Source organism: Tenacibaculum skagerrakense (assembly GCF_004345825.1).
Lineage (GTDB): Bacteria > Bacteroidota > Bacteroidia > Flavobacteriales > Flavobacteriaceae > Polaribacter > Polaribacter skagerrakensis.
Genome location: NZ_SLXM01000002.1, coordinates 85,938 through 107,813 on the forward strand (window position 1 = coordinate 85,938; position 21,876 = coordinate 107,813).

A 21,876-nucleotide genomic window follows, 5' to 3' on the forward strand; every position below is an offset into this window, starting at 1 on the left:
ATATTCTTTTAGTACTTTAGCAAAACAAAAAGAAATAAGATGAATTATATCGAGCATGTCGGTAAGTATTTTATGATGCTTGGTCAAGTGTTTAAAGCACCTCAAAAATTTCGAGTTTTTTGGGAGGCTCTTTTTAGAGAAATAGAACAGTTAGGGATAAAGTCAATTGGTATTATCAGTTTTATTTCATTTTTCATTGGAGGTGTTATAGCACTACAAACAGCACTAAATATTAGTGATCCTTTAATTCCTAAAATGTTAATTGGTTTTGCTACTAAACGTTCAATCATTCTTGAATTTGCGCCAACTTTTTGTTCAATCATATTAGCAGGAAAAGTTGGTTCTTATATAACTTCTAGTATTGGTAGTATGCGAGTGACCGAGCAAATAGATGCTTTAGAAATTATGGGTGTAAACTCTTTAAACTATTTGGTGTTACCAAAAATAATAGCAACCATATTTTTTTATCCTTTTTTAATTATTCTAGGAATGTTCTTAGGAATATTTGGGGGTTGGGTTGCTGGTATTGCTACAGGTATGTTCTTTGAAGCAGATTATATAAAAGGTATTCAATATGATTTTAATTCGTATTTAATTTTTTATGCAATTGTAAAAACAATTGTATTTGCCTTTATTATTGCAACGGTTCCAGCATATCATGGGTATTATGTAAGAGGTGGTTCTTTAGGTGTTGGAAAGGCGAGTACACAATCTGTAGTTTGGACTATTGTTGTTATTGTAATAGCAAATTATTTCTTAACTCAAATGTTATTAACATAGAATGATTAAAGTAAACGATATACATAAGAGTTTTGGTGAAGCTCATGTTTTGAAAGGAATTTCAACTTCTTTTGAAGCTGGAAAAACAAGTTTAATCATCGGTCAGAGTGGTGCTGGAAAAACAGTATTTCTAAAATGTCTATTAGGCTTACATGTTCCAGAAAAAGGAACAATTGAATATAATGGAAAGATCAATACCGAAATGGATATTGAAGAGAAAAGAGATTTTAGACAAGAGTTAGGTATGGTTTTCCAAGGAAGTGCATTGTTTGATTCGTTAAACGTTGAAGAAAATGTAATCTTTCCTTTAAAAATGTTCACTAAAAAAACAAAAGAGGAGATGTTAGACAGGGCTAATTTTGTTTTAAAAAGAGTGAATCTTGAAAATTCTAATAAAAAATTACCTGCTGAGCTTTCAGGAGGAATGCAAAAAAGGGTTGCTATAGCGAGAGCAATTGTGATGAATCCAAAGTATTTATTTTGTGATGAACCAAACTCTGGTCTAGATCCGAGCACCTCTATTTTAATTGATAACCTGATTAAAGAAATTACTGAAGAGTATGAAATTACAACGGTAATTAATACACATGACATGAACTCTGTAATGGAAATAGGGGATAAGATTGTTTTCTTGAAAAATGGATTGAAAGCTTGGGAAGGTAGCAGTAAAGAAATATTTAAAACAGATAATAAAGACGTTGTTGACTTTGTGTATTCTTCTAATTTGTTTAAAAAAGTAAGGCAAGCGTATTTAAATGAGTGATTAAATTACTGATTTTTAGCAAGCTATTTTGTTGAAGTCAAATAAAGTGAAAAATATTGTCAATTTATTTGGTTAAAACGTATAACCTTTCTATATTTGCACTCGCAAAACAAAAGACCGGGTAGCTCAGTTGGTAGAGCATCTCCCTTTTAAGGAGAGGGTCCTGGGTTCGAGCCCCAGCCCGGTCACAAACAAAGCTTCTCGCTTGAGAGGCTTTTTCTTTGAAAACATTGGGGAGATTCCAGAGCGGCCAAATGGGACGGACTGTAACTCCGTTGTCTTACGACTTCGCAGGTTCGAATCCTGCTCTCCCCACTTTTCAATGAAATACAAATTTAATTAGGGGATATAAAAGACGTTTGGCAGGCAGATGATGTAAGTTGGGCGTTTTTTTGTTTTCCACACTTTCTTAAATAATTCCTGTTTTTCAAAAATCATTGATTTTTTAAATTCTAACAGTATGTTATCAGTGTGCAATTAACTTTGTGTATAAGTTTTTTAATTAGGAATAGGTAACGTGAAATGGAAAGTAGCTCCTTCACCCTCAATTGAACTTACCCAAATAGTTCCATCAAATAAGTCAATAATTTTTTTCACAATCGATAGACCAATTCCTGTTGAATTTTGATGATCGTCTAAGGTTTCAAATATTCCAAAGACCTTTTTATGGTATTTTTTTGGAATTCCTTTACCATTATCACTTATTTGAAATTCCCAAAAATCCTTTTTAGTTTCGTAAGTGATACTAACTTCACCATTATCTTTATCAGCATATTTTACAGCATTGCTAATTAAGTTTTGAAATAATTGATGGAGTCTAAACTTATCTCCTTCGGCTATTGGTAATTTCTCTGGAATAATTACTTTGACATTCTCTGGAATATGAATGGTGTCTAATATAATATCTACTACTTCTTGTAAATCAATATCCTTTTTAGGGTGCTCTATTTTATCAATACTAGCATATTTAAGAATACCATTGATAAGATGGTCCATCTTATCAATCTTCTTTAGTAGCAACTCAAAATTTTCTTTTATACTCTCGTCTTCAGAAAGTTCTAGACAATCTTCTTGTAGCCAACTAACCAATGCATTCATGCTTCTTAAAGGAGCTTTTAAATCATGAGAAACAACATGAGCAAAGTCGTTTAGCTCTTGGTTACTTTTCTTTAAGTTTTTTAGTAGAAGTTCTTTTTCCTTTTGAATGGTAAGTCTATCCGTAATATCTCTTAAAACACCTTGAGTAAAAGTAGGTTTTCCTTTTTCATCGTATACAATACTAGGGCTAATTTCTATCCACCTTATTTCTTTGTTCTTATTAAAAACTCGCGCTTTGTAATTTTTAATTGCCCCTTTTTCTAAGAGTCTATAATATGTTTTTTTAGCGAAAGGAACATCTTCGGGTACTAGTAAAGAAATAACATTGAATACTTCGTTTTCAATATCATAACCAAAAAAATCAGCAGCAGCATCATTCATTTTAACAACATTACCGTACAAATCCATAAGTATATAAGGATCTACTATAGTTTGAAACAAACTATGAAGTTGTATTTCTTTTTCGTTAATAACTTTTCGAAGGGTAAGGTTGGCTTTTAGAAGCTCTGAGGTTTTTTCTTCAAGATTCTTCTCAGCTTCGATTCTTGCTTGCTTTTCGCGTTCTAATGCTTTTTCTAGTACTTCTATGTTCTTCGTAATCACGGTTTATAAAATCAAATTTTCAGCGAGATGAATACATCATAATAAAAAGATAATATTCTACGCTTTAGGGATATATCTTAGGGTTTTGTAAATGTAGTAGAAAATAGTTTGAGTAAAAAGTATTGGATGTTATTAATTCAAAAGTTCATTATTGGTCCAATAATCTAACATTGTGGTTATGTTTTTGGTATAATCTTCGAAACGTAGAGGTTTTAAAATATAGCCAGCTATTCCTAATTCATAGCAAGTTTTTAAATCATTATAATTATCAGAACTAGACAATATAACTGTAGGAATAAATTTTAATCTTTTATCTGCCTTAAGGATTTTTAAAAACTCAATGCCATTCATTTTTGGCATGTTTAAATCAAGAAAGATTAAATCAGAAGTAGGATTTTCTAATTTAGAAAGTGCATCTTCACCATTAACAGCTTCTATTACTGTTGGTTTAAAGTTAGTGTTATTGCAAACTCTAGAAAACTTCATTCTTTCTACTTCATCATCATCAATAAACAAAATGTTTAATCTCTTCACCATAAGTTAATCGTTCTGAATTAATACCGGCCGAAAATTATAAAAAATAACCCCTTAACATATTTTAATTATACAATTAGAAGCGGTGTTTAGATTAACGGGCATTATCTATAGATGAACGTTTTTACTGATCTTTTCGTATATTTCGATGCAAAAGCAAATTATTATATGGAAGAAATTAAGAATGAAGAAATAGACAAATCTAAAGAAGCTGTTAAACAAGATGCTAAAGGTTTGTTTCAGAGTATAAAAACGTTCATGAATGAGCTTTTAGACTTTAGGCATGATACTGATCAAGAAGCTACCATTGAAGCGATAAAAAATGATATACCATTTAAAGGAGCTACGGCTTGGATTTTAATTTGCTCTATTTTCGTAGCATCAATAGGGTTAAATGCAAACTCTACTGCAGTAGTAATCGGAGCCATGTTAATTTCACCATTAATGGGACCAATTTTAGGAGTAGGTATGTCTTTAGCAATTAATGATATTGATACACTTAGAAAATCACTAATCAACTTAGCAACGATGATTGTGTTAAGTTTATTAACTGCGTTTTTGTTCTTTTTCTTATTTCCTCTAAGAGAAGCAACTTCAGAATTATTGGGTCGTGTTCAACCTGATATTAGAGATGTATTAATTGCATTTTTTGGTGGATTGGCCTTGATTATTGCACGAACAAAAAAAGGGACTATTGCTTCTGTAATTTTTGGTGTTGCTATTGCTACCGCGTTAATGCCGCCATTATGTACTGCGGGTTATGGTTTAGCAATAGGAAAAATAGATTACTTTTTAGGGGCAATGTATTTGTTTACTATTAATGCTATATTCATTGCGCTTGCTACTTTTATTGTGTTAAAGTTGTTAGGGTTTACAATGATTCGTTATGTGAATTCTAAAAAACGAAAAAGAACTGCACAAATTGCATCAGTTGTAGCATTACTAGTAATGGTTCCTGCTGTAAAAACATTTATCAATGTTTATAAAGACACTGTTATTGAAGCAGATTATAAAAGATTTTTAGCAGATGAGGTAGAGATTAATCAAGATTTATGGTTATTGAGAAAGCGAAAAGATAACAAAGAGAAAAAAATACTATTAAGATTTAATGGAGAAGTACCTGAGGCTGTAGAAACTAATTTGAAAGCTAAAGTAAAGTTGTACAAAAGAATAAGTGATTTTAATGTAGAGGTTTTAGGAAATAAATCAAGAAGTATAGATGATATTTCTGAATCTTTAGAAAGAGCTTACAATAACTTAGATCAAAAAGATTACGTTATCAATGGCTTACAAAAAGAAATAGAAGATTTGAAATCTCAAATTTCAAGTTTAAATATAACTATCGAAAAGGCTGATAAAAATATTATCCCATTTAGTTCGATTGCAAGAGATGCTAAAATACGATTCAGTCAGATTGAAGAAATTCGTTTTTCTAAAATGTTATCTACTAAAGACTTTATAAAAATAGATACCTTACCTCAATTGAGTGTTTTGTTTAATAAGAAGTACGTCGAAGATTTAAAAGAAAGTTCTCTTTTGAAAAAGGAAGAAGAAATAAGAAAATGGCTTCAGAAGGAAATGAAATTAGATACACTTTATCTTAAAAAATAAATAAAACGAAAGCCCGCAATATCTGCGGGCTTTTTTATTAGCTTTTTTTACATTGTTTTAAAACTTGTTGAGCTCTTTCTTTTCCGTACATAGGGTAGAATTTAGGTAATTCTTCTTTGTTAAATAATTCAATTGACTTTTCTACATCTTTACAGTAAGGTTCAATAGATTGGTTAAAGAAGCGAGCAGATCCCATATCCCATTCCGCTTTTCCCAAAACCACTCTTGGGTTTTCTGGAGCTATTTTAAGAGCTTCTGAATAAAGAGCAGCATTCTTTCCTGATAAGGTCATTCCGTATTTTTGACCGTCAAAAGCTATGTAAGCTGTATTCAACAATGCTTGATTAATTATTATTTCCGGATTGTTAGGAGATAAACTTTTAGCAATGTCTAAAAACTCTTGGGCTTTCTTAAGTTTGCTATTTAAAGTAGCTTCGTCTTTAATTCCAAAGCTTCCTAAAATTTCTAACGTAGCAACGTAATAAGGTGGTAGCCATTCTTCAGGTTCAGCTTTAGTGATTCGTTCGAATAATTGACAAGCTTCTGAAGTTTTTTGTTGACCCCATAATTCAAAAGCTTTTGCCATTCCTTGTTCGTATTTCGATTGTGCAACACTATTTGTAGAAATTAATACTACTATTAGCAAGATTATTTTTTTCATGATTTTTTATGATTAGTTGTTTAGTTCATTGTAATTGTTAGCGAAACATCTCCTTTTACTGAAAACTTAGCGTCTTTGTATTTAGGAGGTCCCATAAATCCTTTAGCATCATTTGACATTCCTATGGGTTCTTTTGGGATTCCAAATATTTTAGTATCCATTTTTTTGTTATCGTTTTCATCATGGAATGCAGAGATTGCATATTCTCCTTCTGGAATGTTTTCAAAAACGGCAGTAGCTTTCTTGTCAGTGATTTTTACAATTTCACCTTTAATTGATTTTTTTAAAAAATCAGTCTCTTTATCATAAAGCGCTACATACAAGTTCCCCTTGTCAGATTCCATTCCTTTAAATTCTATAGTAATAGTATGAGTTTCTTGAGCTCTAACTTTATTTACAAAAGTGATTAGGAATAAGCCCGCTAATAAAATGATTCGTTGCATAATTTTTGTTTTTTATTTGTTCAAATATCTATTGTTTTCAATTGATAACCTCAAAATTCTTACCGAATTGTCAATTTTAATAACTGAATTGTATTTGCAAGAGTAAGTGTTCGGTTATCGGTTGTGTGTTTACGAATTAAAGATTGTCTAACTGATTACTTTTGTTGTCATCACTTATCGACCAGAAAAATCCTATAAAGAAAAATTGATCGGCATTTGGTCGTAAGGCTTGGCGTTCAAAAACCCCATTTGAATCAGGAGTGTTTTTATAATTATAACCAAAAACGTTTTGTGTAGCTAGTACATTGTTTACCGAGAAATATAAAATCTTTTGTTGACTAATTAAATAGGCAGCATTTATACTAACTGAGTTGTAATTTTTTGTTTTCTGATTTAAAAAACCAGTTGTGTTTGGGTTAGTGTAACTTCTCCCGGTTGCAAAACGATATGACAGTCCTAACTGTGTTTTCCAAGAATCTACCCAGTATTTTCCTACAACAGATAGATTGTGTTTAGAAGCAAAGTTTGGTGTAGCTTTAGTAGGATAATTTTTATAATCACGTTCTGTGTCTAAGTAAGAATACGATACCCAGTAGTCTAAACTTTTTATGTTTTTACCATCACGCCAGAACAAATCAATTCCTTTTGCATGCCCATCTCCAGTATTGGAAAAATTGGCTAATGGAGAAGCAGTAACATCATCATATTTTACCAAATTATCATATTTTTTATAATAACCTTCAATTCTAAATTGCTGACGATCTTTGGTGTATTGGTAATTAGCAATGTAATGAGTTGCTTTTTCTGAAGTAAGGTTTTCGGCAAATTTTAAGTATTCATTCCTTGGGTTTTGATAAAACTCTCCATAAGCTACCGAAAACTGATCATATTTTCCTGCTTTGTATGCTAAAGAAAGCCTAGGAGAAACAGTAAGTTCATTTGAAAATTCATTATTTTCTAAACGAACACCAACTTTTGTTGCTAATTTTTTTGAGAAAAAAATGTCTGCCTCTGTAAATGCTCCGAAAATGTTATTATCAAAGGTAAAGTTAAACGTATCTGAAGTTGAACTTTGCGTAAAATCTTCATTAAAATCTGTGATAAAATATTCAGCTCCAAAATTTAGTTTTAATCTACTTGAAAAACGCTTCTGAGCTTTAATCTTAAAGTGAGCAGAATTTTCAGCATTATCTACATTGTCATTTTGTAAATTAATATCTGAAGTTTCATTTGTATAACCAACTCCTCCAGAAACTTTCCACCCATTACCTAAACGTTGTTTGTAGGAACCATTAAAATATAAATTGGTGTTTTGTAGGTCAAACTGGAAACCATTATCAAAATTAATATTGTCTTGTAGTACGTCGAAATTAGTATAATTAAAAGCTCCATAAAGTTTTAACAGTCCATCTTCATTTGGTTGATAACGATACACCATTTCTCCACTAGCTCCCTCATAAGGTTTACTCCATTCATTTCTATCTGGAAACGCGTATTGATAGGGCGCTAAATTGATGTATGATGTGTTAATACTGAATGAATTTTTACCCCATATTTGTGTATTTCCAACTCCTACACCTACGGTCATTAATTGAATGTCTGTTTTTTCTTGAGTAGGTTGATCAATAGTATTTAAAGCTAATACACTTGACAATGCTTGTCCGTATTCAGAAGAATATCCTCCAGTCGAAAACGACATCCCTTTGAATAAAAAAGGTGAAAAACGACCTCGAGTTGGAATATTATTTCCTGTTGGCATAAATGGATTGAATACACGAATTCCATCAATAAAAATTTGAGTCTCTTCTGCATCTCCACCACGTACAAATAATCTTCCGTCTTCATCATTTGCTGAGGTTCCTGGTAACGTTTGGAAAGCACCAATTACATCACCTAGAGCACTAGCGGTGGTTACAATGTCAAGAGGTTTTAATGCTACAGCTCTTGCTTTTTCACCTGCATCAAAAGTACCTGCGTTAATAACAACAGCATCTAATGTGTTTACATCTTCTTTTAATTTTACAGATATACTTTTAAAGTTTTCTATGTTGTCAGTTTTCATAAAAGTTTCATACGAAACAAATGAAACGACTAATGTTTGCATGTTTTTTTCAGAAGAGGTGAAAGAAAAATCTCCGTTTTTATCTGAAGAGGTTCCGTCATAAGTTCCTTCAAGATATACGTTTGCTCCCTCAATAGGATTTCCTTTTGAATCAATTACTTTTCCAGAAATACTATGTTGAGAAAAAGAATAAATAGTGCTAATAAATACTAATAAAGTAAATAATGGTTTCATGTTGATTATTGTTTTACGCAACAAAAATGTATCAGATATACTCCCTTTCATAAAAAGAGATACCGAATTGTAAAAAAAATAAGATGAATTGTGTTATTGAACGGGAATGTAAATAGTAAGGTTACATAACTTCTGTGGATGTTCGTTAAAATTGTTGTGATATTCATCAAAAGGATCACGAGAGTCATCTACTTTAAATCCTTTGTCAAAAATCCAAACAAAAATAGCTTCATAAGTCTTTTTAAACTCATCTAAGCCTAAGGTAAATGTTACGCTAATATATTTTCTTGAAGAAATTATTCTAGTATTGATTTCTGAAGTGTTTACTGAACTATTTTCAAGACTAATACAAGCGCTCATTTTTAGTTTAGAAGTCTCAGTAACTTTCGGACTGTCATGATAAACAGAAAGAATTCTACAGTTATCGTTCATTAAACCTTTTGGATAAGCCCATTTAAGTAGTTTGTCGAAAGCAATTCCAACATTTTCAAACGCACCGATATGTGGAACGTAAGCAACAGGAATTTCGTTTACTGTTTTTACCTCAATAGCTGTAGCTTTTTCGTCAATATAATTTACAAGATTTTTCATGTTGTAAATGTATTGCTCTAGGTCTGTATCTATTTTCCCATTCTTGCTTTTCGTTTTACTAATCTTGCTAAATCTGCTGTTGCATTTATGTTTAAATTCCGTAGGACTTACACCATAGAATTTTTTGAAAGTTCTTGAAAAGGTTGAAATAGAAGAAAAACCTGTTATATCGGTGATTTCAGAAATGCTTTTTTCGTTTGCATGAAGTAGAAAGTTGGCAGCTCTTTCTATTTTTTTTCTAGTAACAAAGCTCGTGAAAGTTTCTCCTGTAATAGAGCTAAATATCCTATGAAAATGATAAGGTGAAAGAAACGCTTGTTGTGCAACATTTTCCAATAGTAATTTTGAAGCACTATGTTCTTCAATATATTGAATAGCTTGATGCATTCTAACTGATAAATGGTTGTTTTTTTCATTCATTTTCATAATAACAAATGTATGTGATTTAAAGTGAACTCGTAATTATATCGTATTTTTACATAACAAAAAATATAGGTATGGCGCACGACTTAAGTGATTATAGAAAGTCTTACGAGAAAGATGAATTGTTAGAATACAATTGTCCAGAAAATCCAATTGAGTTATTTAGAGACTGGTTTTTAGAGGCTAATGAATCAGAAATGGTTGATGAGGCTAATGCAATGAGTATTGCTTCAATAGGATTGGATGGTTTTCCAAAAACAAGAGTAGTGTTACTTAAAAAATATACCTACGAAGGATTTATTTTTTATACCAATTATAACTCAGAAAAAGGAAAAGCAATTATGGCAAATAATAAAGTTTGCTTATCTTTTTTTTGGGCAGGTTTAGAGCGACAAATTATTATTAAAGGAGAAGCAGAAAAATTATCAGAGAATTTATCAGATGGTTATTTTGAGTCTAGACCTGATGGAAGCAAATTAGGAGCGTGGGCGTCAAATCAAAGTGAAGTTGTTGATAACAAGCAAGTATTGTTAGATAGTTTACAGGAGTTTGAGGCTAAGTTTAAAGGAAATGAAATTCCAAGACCTGAACACTGGGGAGGGTTTCTTGTAAAACCTATAAGTATAGAGTTTTGGCAAGGTAGGCCGAACAGACTTCATGATAGAATTAGATATACTTTGTTAAAAGATTTTTCGTGGAAGCTTGAACGATTAGCTCCTTAATGCTATATTTGAGAATCTTTTTAAGATTGAATGAAAACAATTTATATAGTTAGACACGCTAAGTCTTCTTGGGATTATCTAAGTGTAAAAGATCATGATAGACCTCTTAAAGAAAGGGGTATTAATGATGCACATCTTATTTCTAAATTTTTGGCCAAAACTATAACTAGGCCAGATGTATTTATTTCAAGCAGTGCGAATAGGGCATTACAAACTGGTATTATTTTTTGTGAGAATTTTGGTTATCCAATGGCAAACCTTAAGATTAGCAAACAATTGTATAGTTTTAGTGATGGTTATTTGATAAAAACAGTTAAAGCTTTAGATGATGGTTTTGACAGTGCTATTATATTTAGTCATGACCATGGAATAAATACGTTTGTAAATAAATTTGGAAGTAAACCAATAGCGCATGTTCCTACTTGCGGAGTAGTAGGCATTCAGTTTAAAGAAAAACATTGGAAAGATATTAAAAAAGGAACAACATCATTAGTTGAGTTTCCGAAGTACCATAAATAAAACCGATTTCATTTGGAAATAAAAAAATACGGAGCCATTGATATTGGTTCTAATGCTGTAAGACTTTTAGTAGCTAACGTAATAGAAGAGAAGGATAAGGAGACTAAATTTAGAAAATCTTCTTTGGTTCGTGTTCCTATTCGATTAGGTGCTGATGCCTTTGTTACAGGTGAAATTTCTGAAAATAATAAAAATCGAATGGTAGAGGCTATGAAAGCGTTTAGTCTACTGATGAAAGTTCATGGAGTAGAAAAATATAAAGCCTGTGCAACTTCTGCTATGAGAGAAGCCTCTAATGGAGAGCAAATAGTAGAAAAAATATTTGAAGAGTCAGGTATTCAAATTGATATTATTGATGGAGCTAAAGAAGCGGCAATTATTTCATCTACCGATTTAAAACATCTCATCAATTCTGACGAGACTTATCTGTATGTAGATGTAGGTGGAGGTAGTACTGAATTTACGTTATTTTCTAGAGGAGAAATTGTGAATTCAAAATCGTTTAAAATAGGTACAGTTCGTCTTATTAATAACACTAAGGAAAAGAACAAAAAGATTTTCTTAAAAGTGCAAAATTGGATTGTTAAAAATACCATGGAGTTTAAAAGAATTTCTTTAATAGGTTCTGGTGGAAACATTAATAAATTGTTTAAAATGTCGGGTCTAGAATTAGGCAGACCTATGTCTTATATTTATTTAAATGCGCAGTTTGAGTTTTTAAAGTCTATGACATACGAAGAACGAATTTCAGAGTTAAGTTTAAATCCTGATAGAGCCGATGTAATCATTCCAGCTACAAAAATATACTTATCAGCAATGAAATGGAGTGGAGCAAGAAGAATTTATGTTCCAAAGATTGGGCTTTCTGATGGTATTGTTAAAAGCTTATATTATAATAGTATATAATTATTACAGATATAAGTTTAAGCCTATACTTAATAAGTTTAACTAAACCACTTTGTTGCGTAATGCGATACGCTACCGTCTTTAAAATAAAGGTATAAGAATTTTTTCTTGAAGAAACTTTTGGTGTTGATTTTATAAATCCACACATTACTTCCTAAACGGTTTTTATAGCAGTTTCCAAGTATCCTTTTTACATAAGCTTTCTGTAAGTTAATAAGGGTGTCAAAGTTTTTAGGAAATGCAATAACCTTTTTTTCAATACTAGAAGTTGTAGAGTGGAGTACTTTTTCAAATAAAGTAAAGTTTTCTACTTCTTCTACTGTGGTTTTAGATAGTAATTTGGTGTTAAAGATGCTTTCTTTATCTTCAGGAATTAGTGGGGTTTCAGATAGTATTGGTTCTTTAGAAATTAGCTCACTTGCTAGTTGTAAATAGCATTTAGCACCATCACAATTTATATCGAACTGTAAAACACTTTGACCATAACCTGGAGCTTGAGTAATCTTTGTATTTCTATTAATGACCGTTTTAAAAACTAAGTCGCCAAAATAGTTACGAACGTAGTTTACAACCTGATTAGAAAGATTCATTCTCTTATCAAACATTGTTAATAAGAACCCTTCAATTCTTAGATTGGGATTTAATTTTTTCTGAGTAAAACGGATAGTTTTTAGAAACTTATGAAGTCCTTCTAAAGCGTAATAATCACACTGTACAGGTATAATAACAGAATTTGAACTCGTTAAAATATCTAAGTTTTTAGCTTTAAAGAAAGGAACGCAATCAATTAATATGTAATCGTATGATTTTTGAATAGATTGTAATGCTTTATGAAATTTGCATTCGCCATTATTCCTTTTAAATAAGTTGAGGTCTTCGATGTAAGGCAACAAATCTACATTAGGCGATTCTGTGCTAATTATATTGTTTCTTATAACAGAGGTGAAATCCATAAACTCTAAAGACGGATTATTCAGTTTCTTTGAGGAAAATCCATATGAAATTGAAGCATTAGCTGAAGGATCTGTATCAATTACCAATACTTTTTTTTCAAGAATTCCTAATGCCGCTGAAAGGTTAACGCAGGTAGTAGTTTTGCCAACGCCTCCTTTTTGATTACAAATGGAGATTACTTTTCCCATTATAAATAAAAATTAAGTACAAGTGTTTTTAGAGAATATTTCACTTAAATATAGTAAAATATTTGAAAATGAGATGGTTTAGGTTGGTTTTTAAAGAAAAGAAAGAATAAATATAAGGAAATTACAGTGATTACGATATTACTAGTAAACTCCATTTTGTTTCATTTTACTCTTCTATAAGATTTAAAAATACTGGTTTTTAATTAATGATATAATTTTCGGTCTTACTTTTTGCTATAGAATTATTATCCGCGTAAATTGTTGGTTTTAAAATAATAATGTGGATATAGCTAATTAAAGTGATAAAAGTAATGCTCTTTCGGCTCTAATGATAAAATATAATATAGAGCATAATATTAATAAAAAAGAAATTACAGAGTTTTATGTTATTTGAATTTTTTAAAAATATCTTCAAATAGTTTATCTATAGAGAATTCATAATCTTTGTCTAAATTACTTTTGGGTAGTTTTTCTTTTTTGTTCTTTTTGTTTAATTTAATTACCCAGATATGGAAAAATATATATAGAACGACACAGATAGCAATTATATATGAATTCATAAATTCATTTTTTATATTCAAACAAAAAAGCTTCAAGTTTCCTTGAAGCTTTTCGCGGTGAAAGAGGGATTCGAACCCCCGGACCTGTTACAGTCAATGGTTTTCAAGACCACCGCATTCGACCACTCTGCCATTTCACCAGTCGACTCACGATTTCTCGTTTGCGGATGCAAATATAAGAACCTTTTTGAATTAAAGAAAAGAAATACACACTTTTTTAAATTGTTTTTTTGGGTTTTTATCAGATTAAGGTTTAATGTGTTTTAAGTCAGTTAGATATGTTTTTGAAGAAGATGAGTTTTTGAAAATCCTACTTTGTCAATTGAAACACTTTTTGCTAAGAAGGCGATTTTTTATAGCTATTAAACGGTAGTTTTTAACGTAATTAGTTAACTTCGTTCTTTTTAAATTTTAAAGTAACATTTATGTTTAATTCTTTCGGAAATATTTTAAAGCTGACTTCTTTTGGAGAATCTCATGGAATAGCAATTGGAGGTGTAATTGATGGTTTTCCTGCTGGCATTGAGATTGATTTTGATGCTGTTCAGAAAGAGTTAGATCGACGTAAGCCTGGGCAATCAAAAATAGTTACACAACGGAAAGAGCCTGATACAGTTGAGTTTTTATCTGGTATTTTCGAAGGTAAATCTACAGGTATGCCAATAGGTTTTGTAATTAGAAATACAAATCAAAAAAGCAAAGATTACAATCATAATACGAACGTTTATCGCCCTTCACACGCCGATTATACATACGATAAAAAGTATGGAATTCGTGATTATAGAGGAGGAGGGAGAACTTCTGCAAGAGAAACTGCAAATTGGGTTGTAGCTGGAGCATTGGCAAAACAGTTGTTGAGTCATATTCAAATAAATGCATTTACATCTTCGGTAGGCGATATTTTTATGAATAAGCCGTATCAAGATTTAGATTTTGCTAAAACTGAAAGTAATATTGTTCGTTGTCCTGATGAGGTTTCAGCAGAAAAAATGATTGCTAAGATTCAAGAAATTAGAAAAGCAGGAGACACTATTGGAGGAACAATTACCTGTGTAGTTCAAAACGTTCCTGTTGGACTAGGTGAGCCTATTTTTCATAAGTTACATGCTGAATTAGGTAAAGCGATGCTTTCAATTAATGCTGTTAAGGGTTTTGAATTTGGAAGTGGTTTTTGTGGAGCTAGAATGAAAGGTTCTGAGCATAATGATATTTTTAATACTGATGGAACTACTAAGTCAAATTTATCAGGTGGTATTCAAGGCGGAATTTCTAATGGAATGGATATTTATTTTAGAGTAGCTTTTAAACCGGTAGCTACTATAATGCAACATCAAGAAACTATTAATTCCGAAGGAGAAGCAACTGAAATAACAGGTAAAGGACGCCACGATCCGTGTGTTGTGCCAAGAGCAGTTCCTATAGTTGAAGCATTAACAGCCTTAGTTTTAGCAGATTTTTGGTTGTTAAACAGAACAAGAAAAGCTTAAAAATAAGTTATATAAATTTAAAAACCCAGATGGTAACATCTGGGTTTTATTATTCTATTAAAAAAGGTAACTCTTAGTAAAGCGTTAACATTGCATTTTTGTCATTGTTATTGAATGTAATTGCTGGTCCACAAGATTGCATAATAGAGTTTGGATCTGAACCAGTTGGAGTTCCTGGAATATAGATTGCACCTACACCAGCACTTCCTTCATTTACATTTTGTCCACAGCTCTCACGAGTTTGGTAATCTGTATGACGGAAACCAATACAGTGACCAATTTCATGAGCCATTGTACCCGCTAATTCGTTTACAGTTGGAGCAATAGATAACTCAAACCATCTACTGTTAATCCCAAAACCTTTTGCAGGATCACCTTTTCTAGTAGGAAAACCAGCAGCTCTACCTAGAGTAATGAAACCTCCACTTTCTAATTCGTAGAATTCTGTTACTTCAATGTTTGCTTTGTTTCTTCCTTTTCCACCGAAGGCTACTCTTTGGAAAGTTAACTGAGAACCTAAGTTATTGTACATGTTAATAGCAACATCTAAAGCGTTAGAACCTAAAGTTCCTAAATCTGGAGAAACACTTACTGTAATTGTTCTAGGTAAACCTGTTACTAAATTAGTAGTTCGATAGTGTTCTGTGTTAGGAATGTTTGATCCTTCTCCTAATTCATCAATTTGAGCAAATGTGAAGAACATGTCTTCAACAGCTACTCCTTCTTCTCCCATAAAAGTAGTAACTTTAGCAGAGGAAGTGTCAAAATAGGCAGCTTGTAATTTAGCAGCAACATCAGGAGATACTTCTTCTTGAACCTGATCTTGATTTTCATCAGAATTACATCCTATAAAAAGGAAAGTTGCAAGTACAAATAGACTTAAAAATAATTTTGTTTTTTTCATTGTATAAGGGCTTTTTGTTTGATTTTAATACAAATATACCTTTTTTGTTAAGTATTTCACAATTAATGTTAAAAAAAATAAGTTTCTTTGCAGTGTAAACATATGTTAAATGAAAATTATCTTCCTTTCTCTTTTTTGTTTTTTTCTATCGTTTAATTTGTTCTCACAAGTGAATTTTACTGATGATATAAAGAGCCTAAATCCACAAAAAAATACTATTGTTTTTTCAAAAAATAAATACTTTTTAATTAGTAAAAAAAATCTTCCAAAGAATGAAAAAAAGGTGAAAATTATCAAAAAATTAACTGATAATTTTCTAATTATCAGGCTTGAGGATGATGAAAATGGAGAAGTGTTTAGTTCTAAATTGTATGAAATCAATGACAATTGGAAATTGTCTAAAAGTATAAAAGGATTGCTGGAAAGTAAGAAGAACCAAGAAGTGCTTATATCAGTAAAAACTACTGATAGAAAGAAGTTTTTATCTGAGCTTATATCTCGAGAGATATCTTGTAAATTGATAAACAGCTATAAGAATACAATCAATATTAAGTTAAACTCATCGGACTTATCAAGAATTAGTGCTTTATCCTCTTGTACTTTTTTAGATGTTGTCAAAATACCAAAACCAGAGACAATACCATTTGAGAAAGTAGATTTAAGTATTAATAATGTATATCTTTTACAACATAACTTTTCTTTGTTAACAGGGGAAAATATCAATGTTTCAGTCAAAGAGTTATTATTTGATGTTGACGACATCGATTTTAGAAATAGAATTAGATCTTACGGTAATGAAGCTAATGATATCACAAATCATGCTACCATTATGGCTTCCATTATTGGAGGAGCTGGAAATAGATCTTCAGACTCCCAAGGGATTGCTTATTTAAGTGGTTTGTCTTCTTCCGATTTTACATCATTACTTCCTGATGAAGATTTGTTTTATAGTACGAACAATGTATTTGTGCAAAATCATTCTTATGGAACAGACATTGAAAGTTTTTACGGTACTCAAGCAAATGCCTACGATCAAAGTGTTATAGAAAATCCTTCATTGTTACATGTTTTTTCTTCGGGAAATGATGGAGAACTAGCTTCAACTGATGGAACTTATCAAGGAATTGATGGTTATGCTAATATGACAGGTAATTTTAAAATGGCTAAAAATGTTTTATTGGTTGGTGGTGTAGATGAAAGTCTTACGGTGAATTCTAGAAGTTCTAAAGGACCAACGTATGATGGCAGAATTAAGCCAGAGTTAGTGGCGCATGGACCAGAAGGAACTTCAGATGCTGCAGCAGTAGTTTCAGGTATAAGCGGTTTATTACAACAGCAATACAAAGCTCAAAACGGAGAGTATCCTAGAGCATCTCTAGTAAAATCATTATTAATTGCTGGTGCGGATGATGTTGGTGAGGAAGGAATAGATTTTAAAAGCGGATATGGAAATGTTAATGCTTACAAAAGTGGTCTTATTTTAGATCGTAATCAATTTATAGTTGATGAGGTAGTCAATTCTCAAACAAAGGATTTTACTATTAACGTTAGTTCACCTCTCAAAGAATTGAAAGTGGCATTAGTTTGGAGTGATATACCTGCAAATGTAGATGATGTTACTGCTTTAGTAAATGATATCGATTTAGAGTTGGTGAAAGATGCTACTACTTGGTTACCTTGGGTTTTAGATGCGAGTCCGGCTTCGAATTCTTTAGAAAGTCCAGCAGTTAGAGGAGAAGACCATATAAATAATACAGAATTAATTACTATTGAGAATCCAGAAATAGGAGCGTATACAGTTAGAGTAACAGGAAATTCAATTACTAGTTCAAAACAAACATTTTCAATCGCATACTATTTTAAAGAGAAAGATCAATTTAAATGGAATTTTCCTACAGCAAGTGATGCATTACAATCAGCACAAACAGAAAGAATTAGTTGGGAAAATAATTTTGATTTTCCTGTTACTGCTATCGAATATTCATTGAATAATGGAAACTGGCAAGCTATAGATGGTACAGCTAATTTAACTTCAAATTTCTTTGAGTGGAATCTTCCTGATAGTAGTGGAGTAATGCAATTAAGAGCTTTAATCAATGGAAATTATTATGTATCAGATACATTTGCGGTTTCTCCAGTTATTGTTCCTAAAGTAGATTATAATTGTAATGAGAGTGTGCAGTTTTCTTGGGATGAGGTAGCAAACGCAACAGCTTATGAAGTTTCGATTCTTGGTGAAAAATATTTAGTTCCGTATCAAAATCAGACGCAATTAACTATTGAAATTCCGAAAACTACTTTGGAACTTCCATTTGTATCAATTACACCAATTTTTAATTCATTAAAAGGAAAACAAGGACAAACAATTGATTACACTTTTCAGGGTGTAAATTGTTATTACAGAAACTTTTTTGCTTTTTTAAATGATAATGATGTTGTGAGTGCTACTTTGAATTTAAGCACGCTAACCAATGTAAATGCAGTGTTTTTTGAAAGAATATCAGAAGGAAATATTACTGTAATAGATGAAATTAATTTGCCCAGTTCAGAATTACTTACCGCAAATGATTCTGATGTTCCAGGAGGAGAAATCCTTTATAGAGCAAGAATTGTTTTGAATAATGGAACTGAGATTTTATCAGATGAAGTGCAGATTGATTTTCCTTTTAACAACTCTTTATCAATATATCCTAATCCAGTAATTAAATCAGAAGGAATGTTTGTTTTTTCTAGAGGGAATAATTTAACAGCTCAAGTTGTTGATACTTCAGGAAGAATTATGTATTCAACTATTTTAAACAAAGTAAGACAAACATTAGCGATTCCCAAGTTGAATTCGGGTTTATACTTTGTTCAGATTTTAAATAAAGGAAATTTACTGGCCGTTAAGAAAGTAATTATTGTCGGAAAATAATAAAGATAACTTATCAATATTAACATTTTTAAGCTCTTTTTTCTCGTAATTTTATAATCCTCCTTTTGTAAAATTATAATTGTTTAAGATGAATTCAGAGTTTATAAATGGTCGTGGCGCCCAGCACAATTCACAGAATAGATTTTTGCAGCATAGCTCTGAAGTTTTAGACGATTTCCTCAATTATTGTGAAGCTGAAAATGAAAAATCAGACAATAATAAAACGTCTTACTTAGAAATATATCCCAAGACAATTTTAAATAAAGTAAACAGTCCAGATATTGGGTTTAATTATTCCATGAATCCATATCAAGGCTGTGAACATGGTTGTATTTATTGTTATGCAAGAAATACGCATGAATACTGGGGGTATTCTGCGGGTTTAGATTTTGAAAGAAAAATATTATACAAAGCTAATGCCGCAGCACTTTTAGAGCAGAAGCTACGAAGTAAAAGTTGGATTCCTGAAAGAATTATGTTTTCTGGTAATACAGACTGTTATCAACCTATAGAACAGAAACTGAATATTACTCGCGAAATGTTAAAAGTATTGCTGAAACTAAAACATCCTGTTGGGATGATTACAAAAAATGCTTTAGTTCTTAGAGATTTAGATATTTTGAAAGAGATGGCTAGCTTAAATTTGGTAAATGTAAGTATTTCAATTACATCACTTTCAGAGCAAACAAGAAGAACTTTAGAGCCTAGAACAGCAAGTATTAAGAAAAGGTTGTTTACTGTTGAAAAGTTAGCAAAAAATGGAATTCCTGTAAACGTAATGATGGCACCAATTATTCCAGCTATTAATAATCATGAAATACTCCCTTTAGTTAAAAAGGTAAGTGAACTAGGAGCTAGTTCGGTAGGTTATACGATAGTTCGTTTGAATGGAGCGGTAGGTGAAATTTTTACAAAATGGGTGCAAAAGACATATCCTGATAGAGCCAACAAGATTTTAAATCAAATTAAAGATTGTCACGGAGGAACGTTAAATGATTCTCGATTTGGAACTAGAATGAGAGGAGAAGGTAAGTTTGTAGAACAAGTAGCAATGCAATTTAAATTGGCTAAGAAATTATATTTAAAAAATAAAAACCTACCAAAATTAGATTATACATTGTTTGACAAGCAACAAACTAATCAAATGAAATTGTTTTGATAACTGTTTTAGTTGATTGCTTTTATAGGTATTAAGAGTGTATTCTTTTCTTTAAAAATGCTAATTCCAGTTATAAATATAATTACTGGAAAATTTTCAAGGTAGTTAAGACTTCTCATGTTGAATGATTTTTTATTTCCTAGATTTTTGGTCGCAAAACTTTATGAATTTTTACATTTAAAACTTAAAAGAGAATTTTATCTTTCTTTATTTTAGTCAAAATTTATAACTCGAAGCATGTCCGATAACCCAGTTTTATTTTTTATATGTGGTCTAGGTGTATTTAATGGTTTTTTAGTTTCCCTATACTTTCTATTATTCAATAGGGTAAAAAGAGTTCAAAACTTTTTATTTGGTTTGTTAATGCTGTTGTTAAGTATGAGGATAGGAAAATCATTATACGTCATATTTACACCCAAAGAAGAAAGAAATATTACACTAATTCAAATAGGATTGTCTGCGTGTTTTTTAATTGGTGCTAGTTTGTTTTACTACCTAAAAGCTTCCATTGAAAATAGAAAGGTTTTTCCCGTAAACTGGAAAATAAGTTTCAGTATTTTATTGTTATTGATAGTTAGTATTGGTATAATTTTTCCATATCAATTTAATAGTTATTTCTGGAACTCTTATTTTGTTTATTTTATTTATTCGGTTTGGGGACTTTATATAATTGCTTCAGCTTGTATTTTAAGAGCTTTATTTAAAAAATTGATTTTCAGTTATAAGCAATGTACTACTTCAGAGTTGTGGCTTTTGGGAGTGTTTGGCGCAAATTTGTTAATATTTATAGCTTACATAATTGGACTTTTCTTTTTTTACTTAGTTGGAACAATTACATTTTCTATCGTATTTTATGTTTTACTGATATTCTTTCTGTCAAAAAAGAATAGAGAAGTTATTTTTCAAGACATCCCTGAAAAATATGCATCAAAAAAGATTGAAGAAGAAGAGGCAAAGAGTTTGTTAAAGAGCTTGGATAAACTTATCGAAGAAAAAAGCTTGTATAAAAATACAAGTATAAAAATTTCAGATATCGCTAAAGAGCTTAAAATAACACCACATAAATTATCACAGCTGCTAAATGATAATATGGGGAAAAGTTTTGCGTCTTTCATGAATTCTTATCGAATTGAAGAAGCTAAGAGAATGTTGAAAGAACATAAAGAATTAACCTTGGAAGCTATCGGTTTTGAAGCTGGATTTTCCTCAAAATCAAATTTTTACGCAACCTTTAAAAAAGAAGTAGGACAAACTCCGTTTCAGTTTCAAAGTCAATTTTTATAGTCTAGTTTTATAATTCAGGACACCTAAATTATAACTTATCATCTTATATACTAACGGTTTTATGAGTTTTGAATCAAATTAAAATTCAAAAAACATGAAACAAACATTAATTACATTCTTACTTGTTGTATCACAAATTGTAGGTGCTCAATCCGAATTTACTGAAATTGAAAAAACGCTGCAAAATTATATTGAAGGTAGTTCTTACAACAAAAGGAATTTGATTAAAAGCGCATTTGCAGATAATGCAACTTTATATTTAACAACTAGAGATGGGTTTAAAAGATTCACACCTACAGAATACGCTAATTTTTTTAAAAACGCTCAAGAAGGTCAATTTAATGGGCGTGTTGGTAAAATCCTTTCCCTAGAAATTATTAGTGATATAGCTATTGCTAAAGTTGAAATTAAAATACCTAAATCAAAGGTAATCTATATTGATTTATTTCTGTTAAAAAAAAGCTAGGTAGTAATTG

Annotated in this window: 18 protein-coding genes, 3 tRNA genes and 1 pseudogene; 13 read left to right on the forward strand and 9 right to left on the reverse strand. The window is 31.0% G+C overall.

Translation table 11 applies throughout. From position 1 onward, the window contains the following. Positions 1-39: 39 nt before the first annotated feature. The 4 genes from EV195_RS04690 (at position 40) to EV195_RS04705 (ending at position 1,858) form a co-directional block, all read left to right on the forward strand. On the forward strand, positions 40-780 hold the full coding sequence (locus EV195_RS04690) for an MlaE family ABC transporter permease (protein WP_132793485.1): 741 nt from the start codon (positions 40-42) through the stop codon (positions 778-780). A gap of 1 nt (position 781) precedes the next feature. Then, positions 782-1,543, forward strand: a complete 762-nt coding sequence (locus EV195_RS04695; RefSeq protein WP_132793487.1) for an ABC transporter ATP-binding protein — start codon at positions 782-784, stop codon at positions 1,541-1,543. A gap of 115 nt (positions 1,544-1,658) precedes the next feature. Then, a tRNA-Lys gene (locus tag EV195_RS04700) sits at positions 1,659-1,731 on the forward strand. A gap of 44 nt (positions 1,732-1,775) precedes the next feature. Further along, positions 1,776-1,858: transfer RNA gene (locus EV195_RS04705), tRNA-Tyr, on the forward strand. A 183-nt stretch (positions 1,859-2,041) separates the two neighbouring features. Here EV195_RS04705 and EV195_RS04710 read toward each other — a convergent pair. Further along, entirely contained in the window at positions 2,042-3,244 is a 1,203-nt protein-coding gene (locus EV195_RS04710) for a sensor histidine kinase (RefSeq protein WP_243693070.1), read from the reverse strand. 132 nt (positions 3,245-3,376) lie between these two features. Further along, the gene (locus EV195_RS04715; RefSeq protein ID WP_132793489.1) at positions 3,377-3,781 is read right to left on the reverse strand and encodes a response regulator; all 405 of its coding nucleotides are present in this window, start codon (positions 3,779-3,781) and stop codon (positions 3,377-3,379) included. Between the two features lie 111 nt (positions 3,782-3,892). Here EV195_RS04715 and EV195_RS04720 point away from each other — a divergent pair, with 111 nt between their 5' ends. Continuing rightward, on the forward strand, positions 3,893-5,389 hold the full coding sequence (locus tag EV195_RS04720; protein ID WP_243693071.1) for a DUF389 domain-containing protein: 1,497 nt from the start codon (positions 3,893-3,895) through the stop codon (positions 5,387-5,389). A 37-nt stretch (positions 5,390-5,426) separates the two neighbouring features. On the opposite strand, the gene EV195_RS04725 is transcribed toward EV195_RS04720, so the two are convergent. From EV195_RS04725 to EV195_RS04740, 4 genes are all read right to left on the reverse strand, one after another. Further along, positions 5,427-6,050, reverse strand: coding sequence for a tetratricopeptide repeat protein (locus tag EV195_RS04725; protein WP_132793491.1), 624 nt, complete (start codon positions 6,048-6,050; stop codon positions 5,427-5,429). 20 nt (positions 6,051-6,070) lie between these two features. Next, positions 6,071-6,493 carry a DUF2141 domain-containing protein gene (locus EV195_RS04730; protein ID WP_132793493.1) on the reverse strand — a complete coding sequence of 141 codons (423 nt, stop codon included), beginning with the start codon at positions 6,491-6,493 and terminating at the stop codon, positions 6,071-6,073. 136 nt (positions 6,494-6,629) lie between these two features. Further along, positions 6,630-8,789, reverse strand: a complete 2,160-nt coding sequence (locus EV195_RS04735) for a TonB-dependent receptor (protein WP_132793494.1) — start codon at positions 8,787-8,789, stop codon at positions 6,630-6,632. Between the two features lie 93 nt (positions 8,790-8,882). Next, the gene (locus tag EV195_RS04740) at positions 8,883-9,806 is read right to left on the reverse strand and encodes an AraC family transcriptional regulator (protein ID WP_132793495.1); all 924 of its coding nucleotides are present in this window, start codon (positions 9,804-9,806) and stop codon (positions 8,883-8,885) included. A 71-nt stretch (positions 9,807-9,877) separates the two neighbouring features. Between EV195_RS04740 and pdxH the strand changes: the two genes are divergently transcribed. From pdxH to EV195_RS04755, 3 genes are read left to right on the forward strand one after another with little or no spacing between them, the layout of a single operon-like run. Then, positions 9,878-10,525 (forward strand): pyridoxamine 5'-phosphate oxidase, encoded by a 648-nt coding sequence (gene pdxH, locus EV195_RS04745; protein ID WP_132793497.1) that lies wholly within the window; start codon positions 9,878-9,880, stop codon positions 10,523-10,525. A 30-nt stretch (positions 10,526-10,555) separates the two neighbouring features. Next, a complete protein-coding gene (locus EV195_RS04750; protein WP_132793498.1) occupies positions 10,556-11,044 on the forward strand; it encodes a SixA phosphatase family protein in 489 nt (162 codons plus the stop codon). A gap of 12 nt (positions 11,045-11,056) precedes the next feature. After that, positions 11,057-11,950 carry a Ppx/GppA phosphatase family protein gene (locus EV195_RS04755; RefSeq protein ID WP_132793500.1) on the forward strand — a complete coding sequence of 298 codons (894 nt, stop codon included), beginning with the start codon at positions 11,057-11,059 and terminating at the stop codon, positions 11,948-11,950. 401 nt (positions 11,951-12,351) lie between these two features. Here EV195_RS04755 and EV195_RS04760 read toward each other — a convergent pair. Next, positions 12,352-13,092: pseudogene (locus EV195_RS04760) on the reverse strand (ParA family protein); the annotation flags it as partial. 615 nt (positions 13,093-13,707) lie between these two features. Then, positions 13,708-13,792, reverse strand: a tRNA-Ser gene (locus EV195_RS04765). A 285-nt stretch (positions 13,793-14,077) separates the two neighbouring features. On the opposite strand from EV195_RS04765, the gene aroC reads away from it, so the two are divergent. Next, the gene (aroC, locus tag EV195_RS04770) at positions 14,078-15,139 is read left to right on the forward strand and encodes a chorismate synthase (RefSeq protein ID WP_132793503.1); all 1,062 of its coding nucleotides are present in this window, start codon (positions 14,078-14,080) and stop codon (positions 15,137-15,139) included. A 73-nt stretch (positions 15,140-15,212) separates the two neighbouring features. On the opposite strand, the gene EV195_RS04775 is transcribed toward aroC, so the two are convergent. Then, the gene (locus EV195_RS04775) at positions 15,213-16,043 is read right to left on the reverse strand and encodes a M57 family metalloprotease (protein ID WP_132793505.1); all 831 of its coding nucleotides are present in this window, start codon (positions 16,041-16,043) and stop codon (positions 15,213-15,215) included. Between the two features lie 283 nt (positions 16,044-16,326). Here EV195_RS04775 and EV195_RS04780 point away from each other — a divergent pair, with 283 nt between their 5' ends. The 4 genes from EV195_RS04780 (at position 16,327) to EV195_RS04795 (ending at position 21,866) form a co-directional block, all read left to right on the forward strand. Beyond that, the gene (locus EV195_RS04780) at positions 16,327-18,957 is read left to right on the forward strand and encodes a S8 family peptidase (protein ID WP_165915685.1); all 2,631 of its coding nucleotides are present in this window, start codon (positions 16,327-16,329) and stop codon (positions 18,955-18,957) included. 88 nt (positions 18,958-19,045) lie between these two features. Then, positions 19,046-20,116, forward strand: a complete 1,071-nt coding sequence (locus EV195_RS04785) for a PA0069 family radical SAM protein (RefSeq protein WP_132793508.1) — start codon at positions 19,046-19,048, stop codon at positions 20,114-20,116. Positions 20,117-20,494: 378 nt separating this feature from the next. Beyond that, a complete protein-coding gene (locus EV195_RS04790; protein WP_165915686.1) occupies positions 20,495-21,400 on the forward strand; it encodes a helix-turn-helix domain-containing protein in 906 nt (301 codons plus the stop codon). Between the two features lie 94 nt (positions 21,401-21,494). Continuing rightward, entirely contained in the window at positions 21,495-21,866 is a 372-nt protein-coding gene (locus tag EV195_RS04795; RefSeq protein ID WP_132793511.1) for a nuclear transport factor 2 family protein, read from the forward strand. The last annotated feature ends 10 nt before the right edge of the window (positions 21,867-21,876 follow it).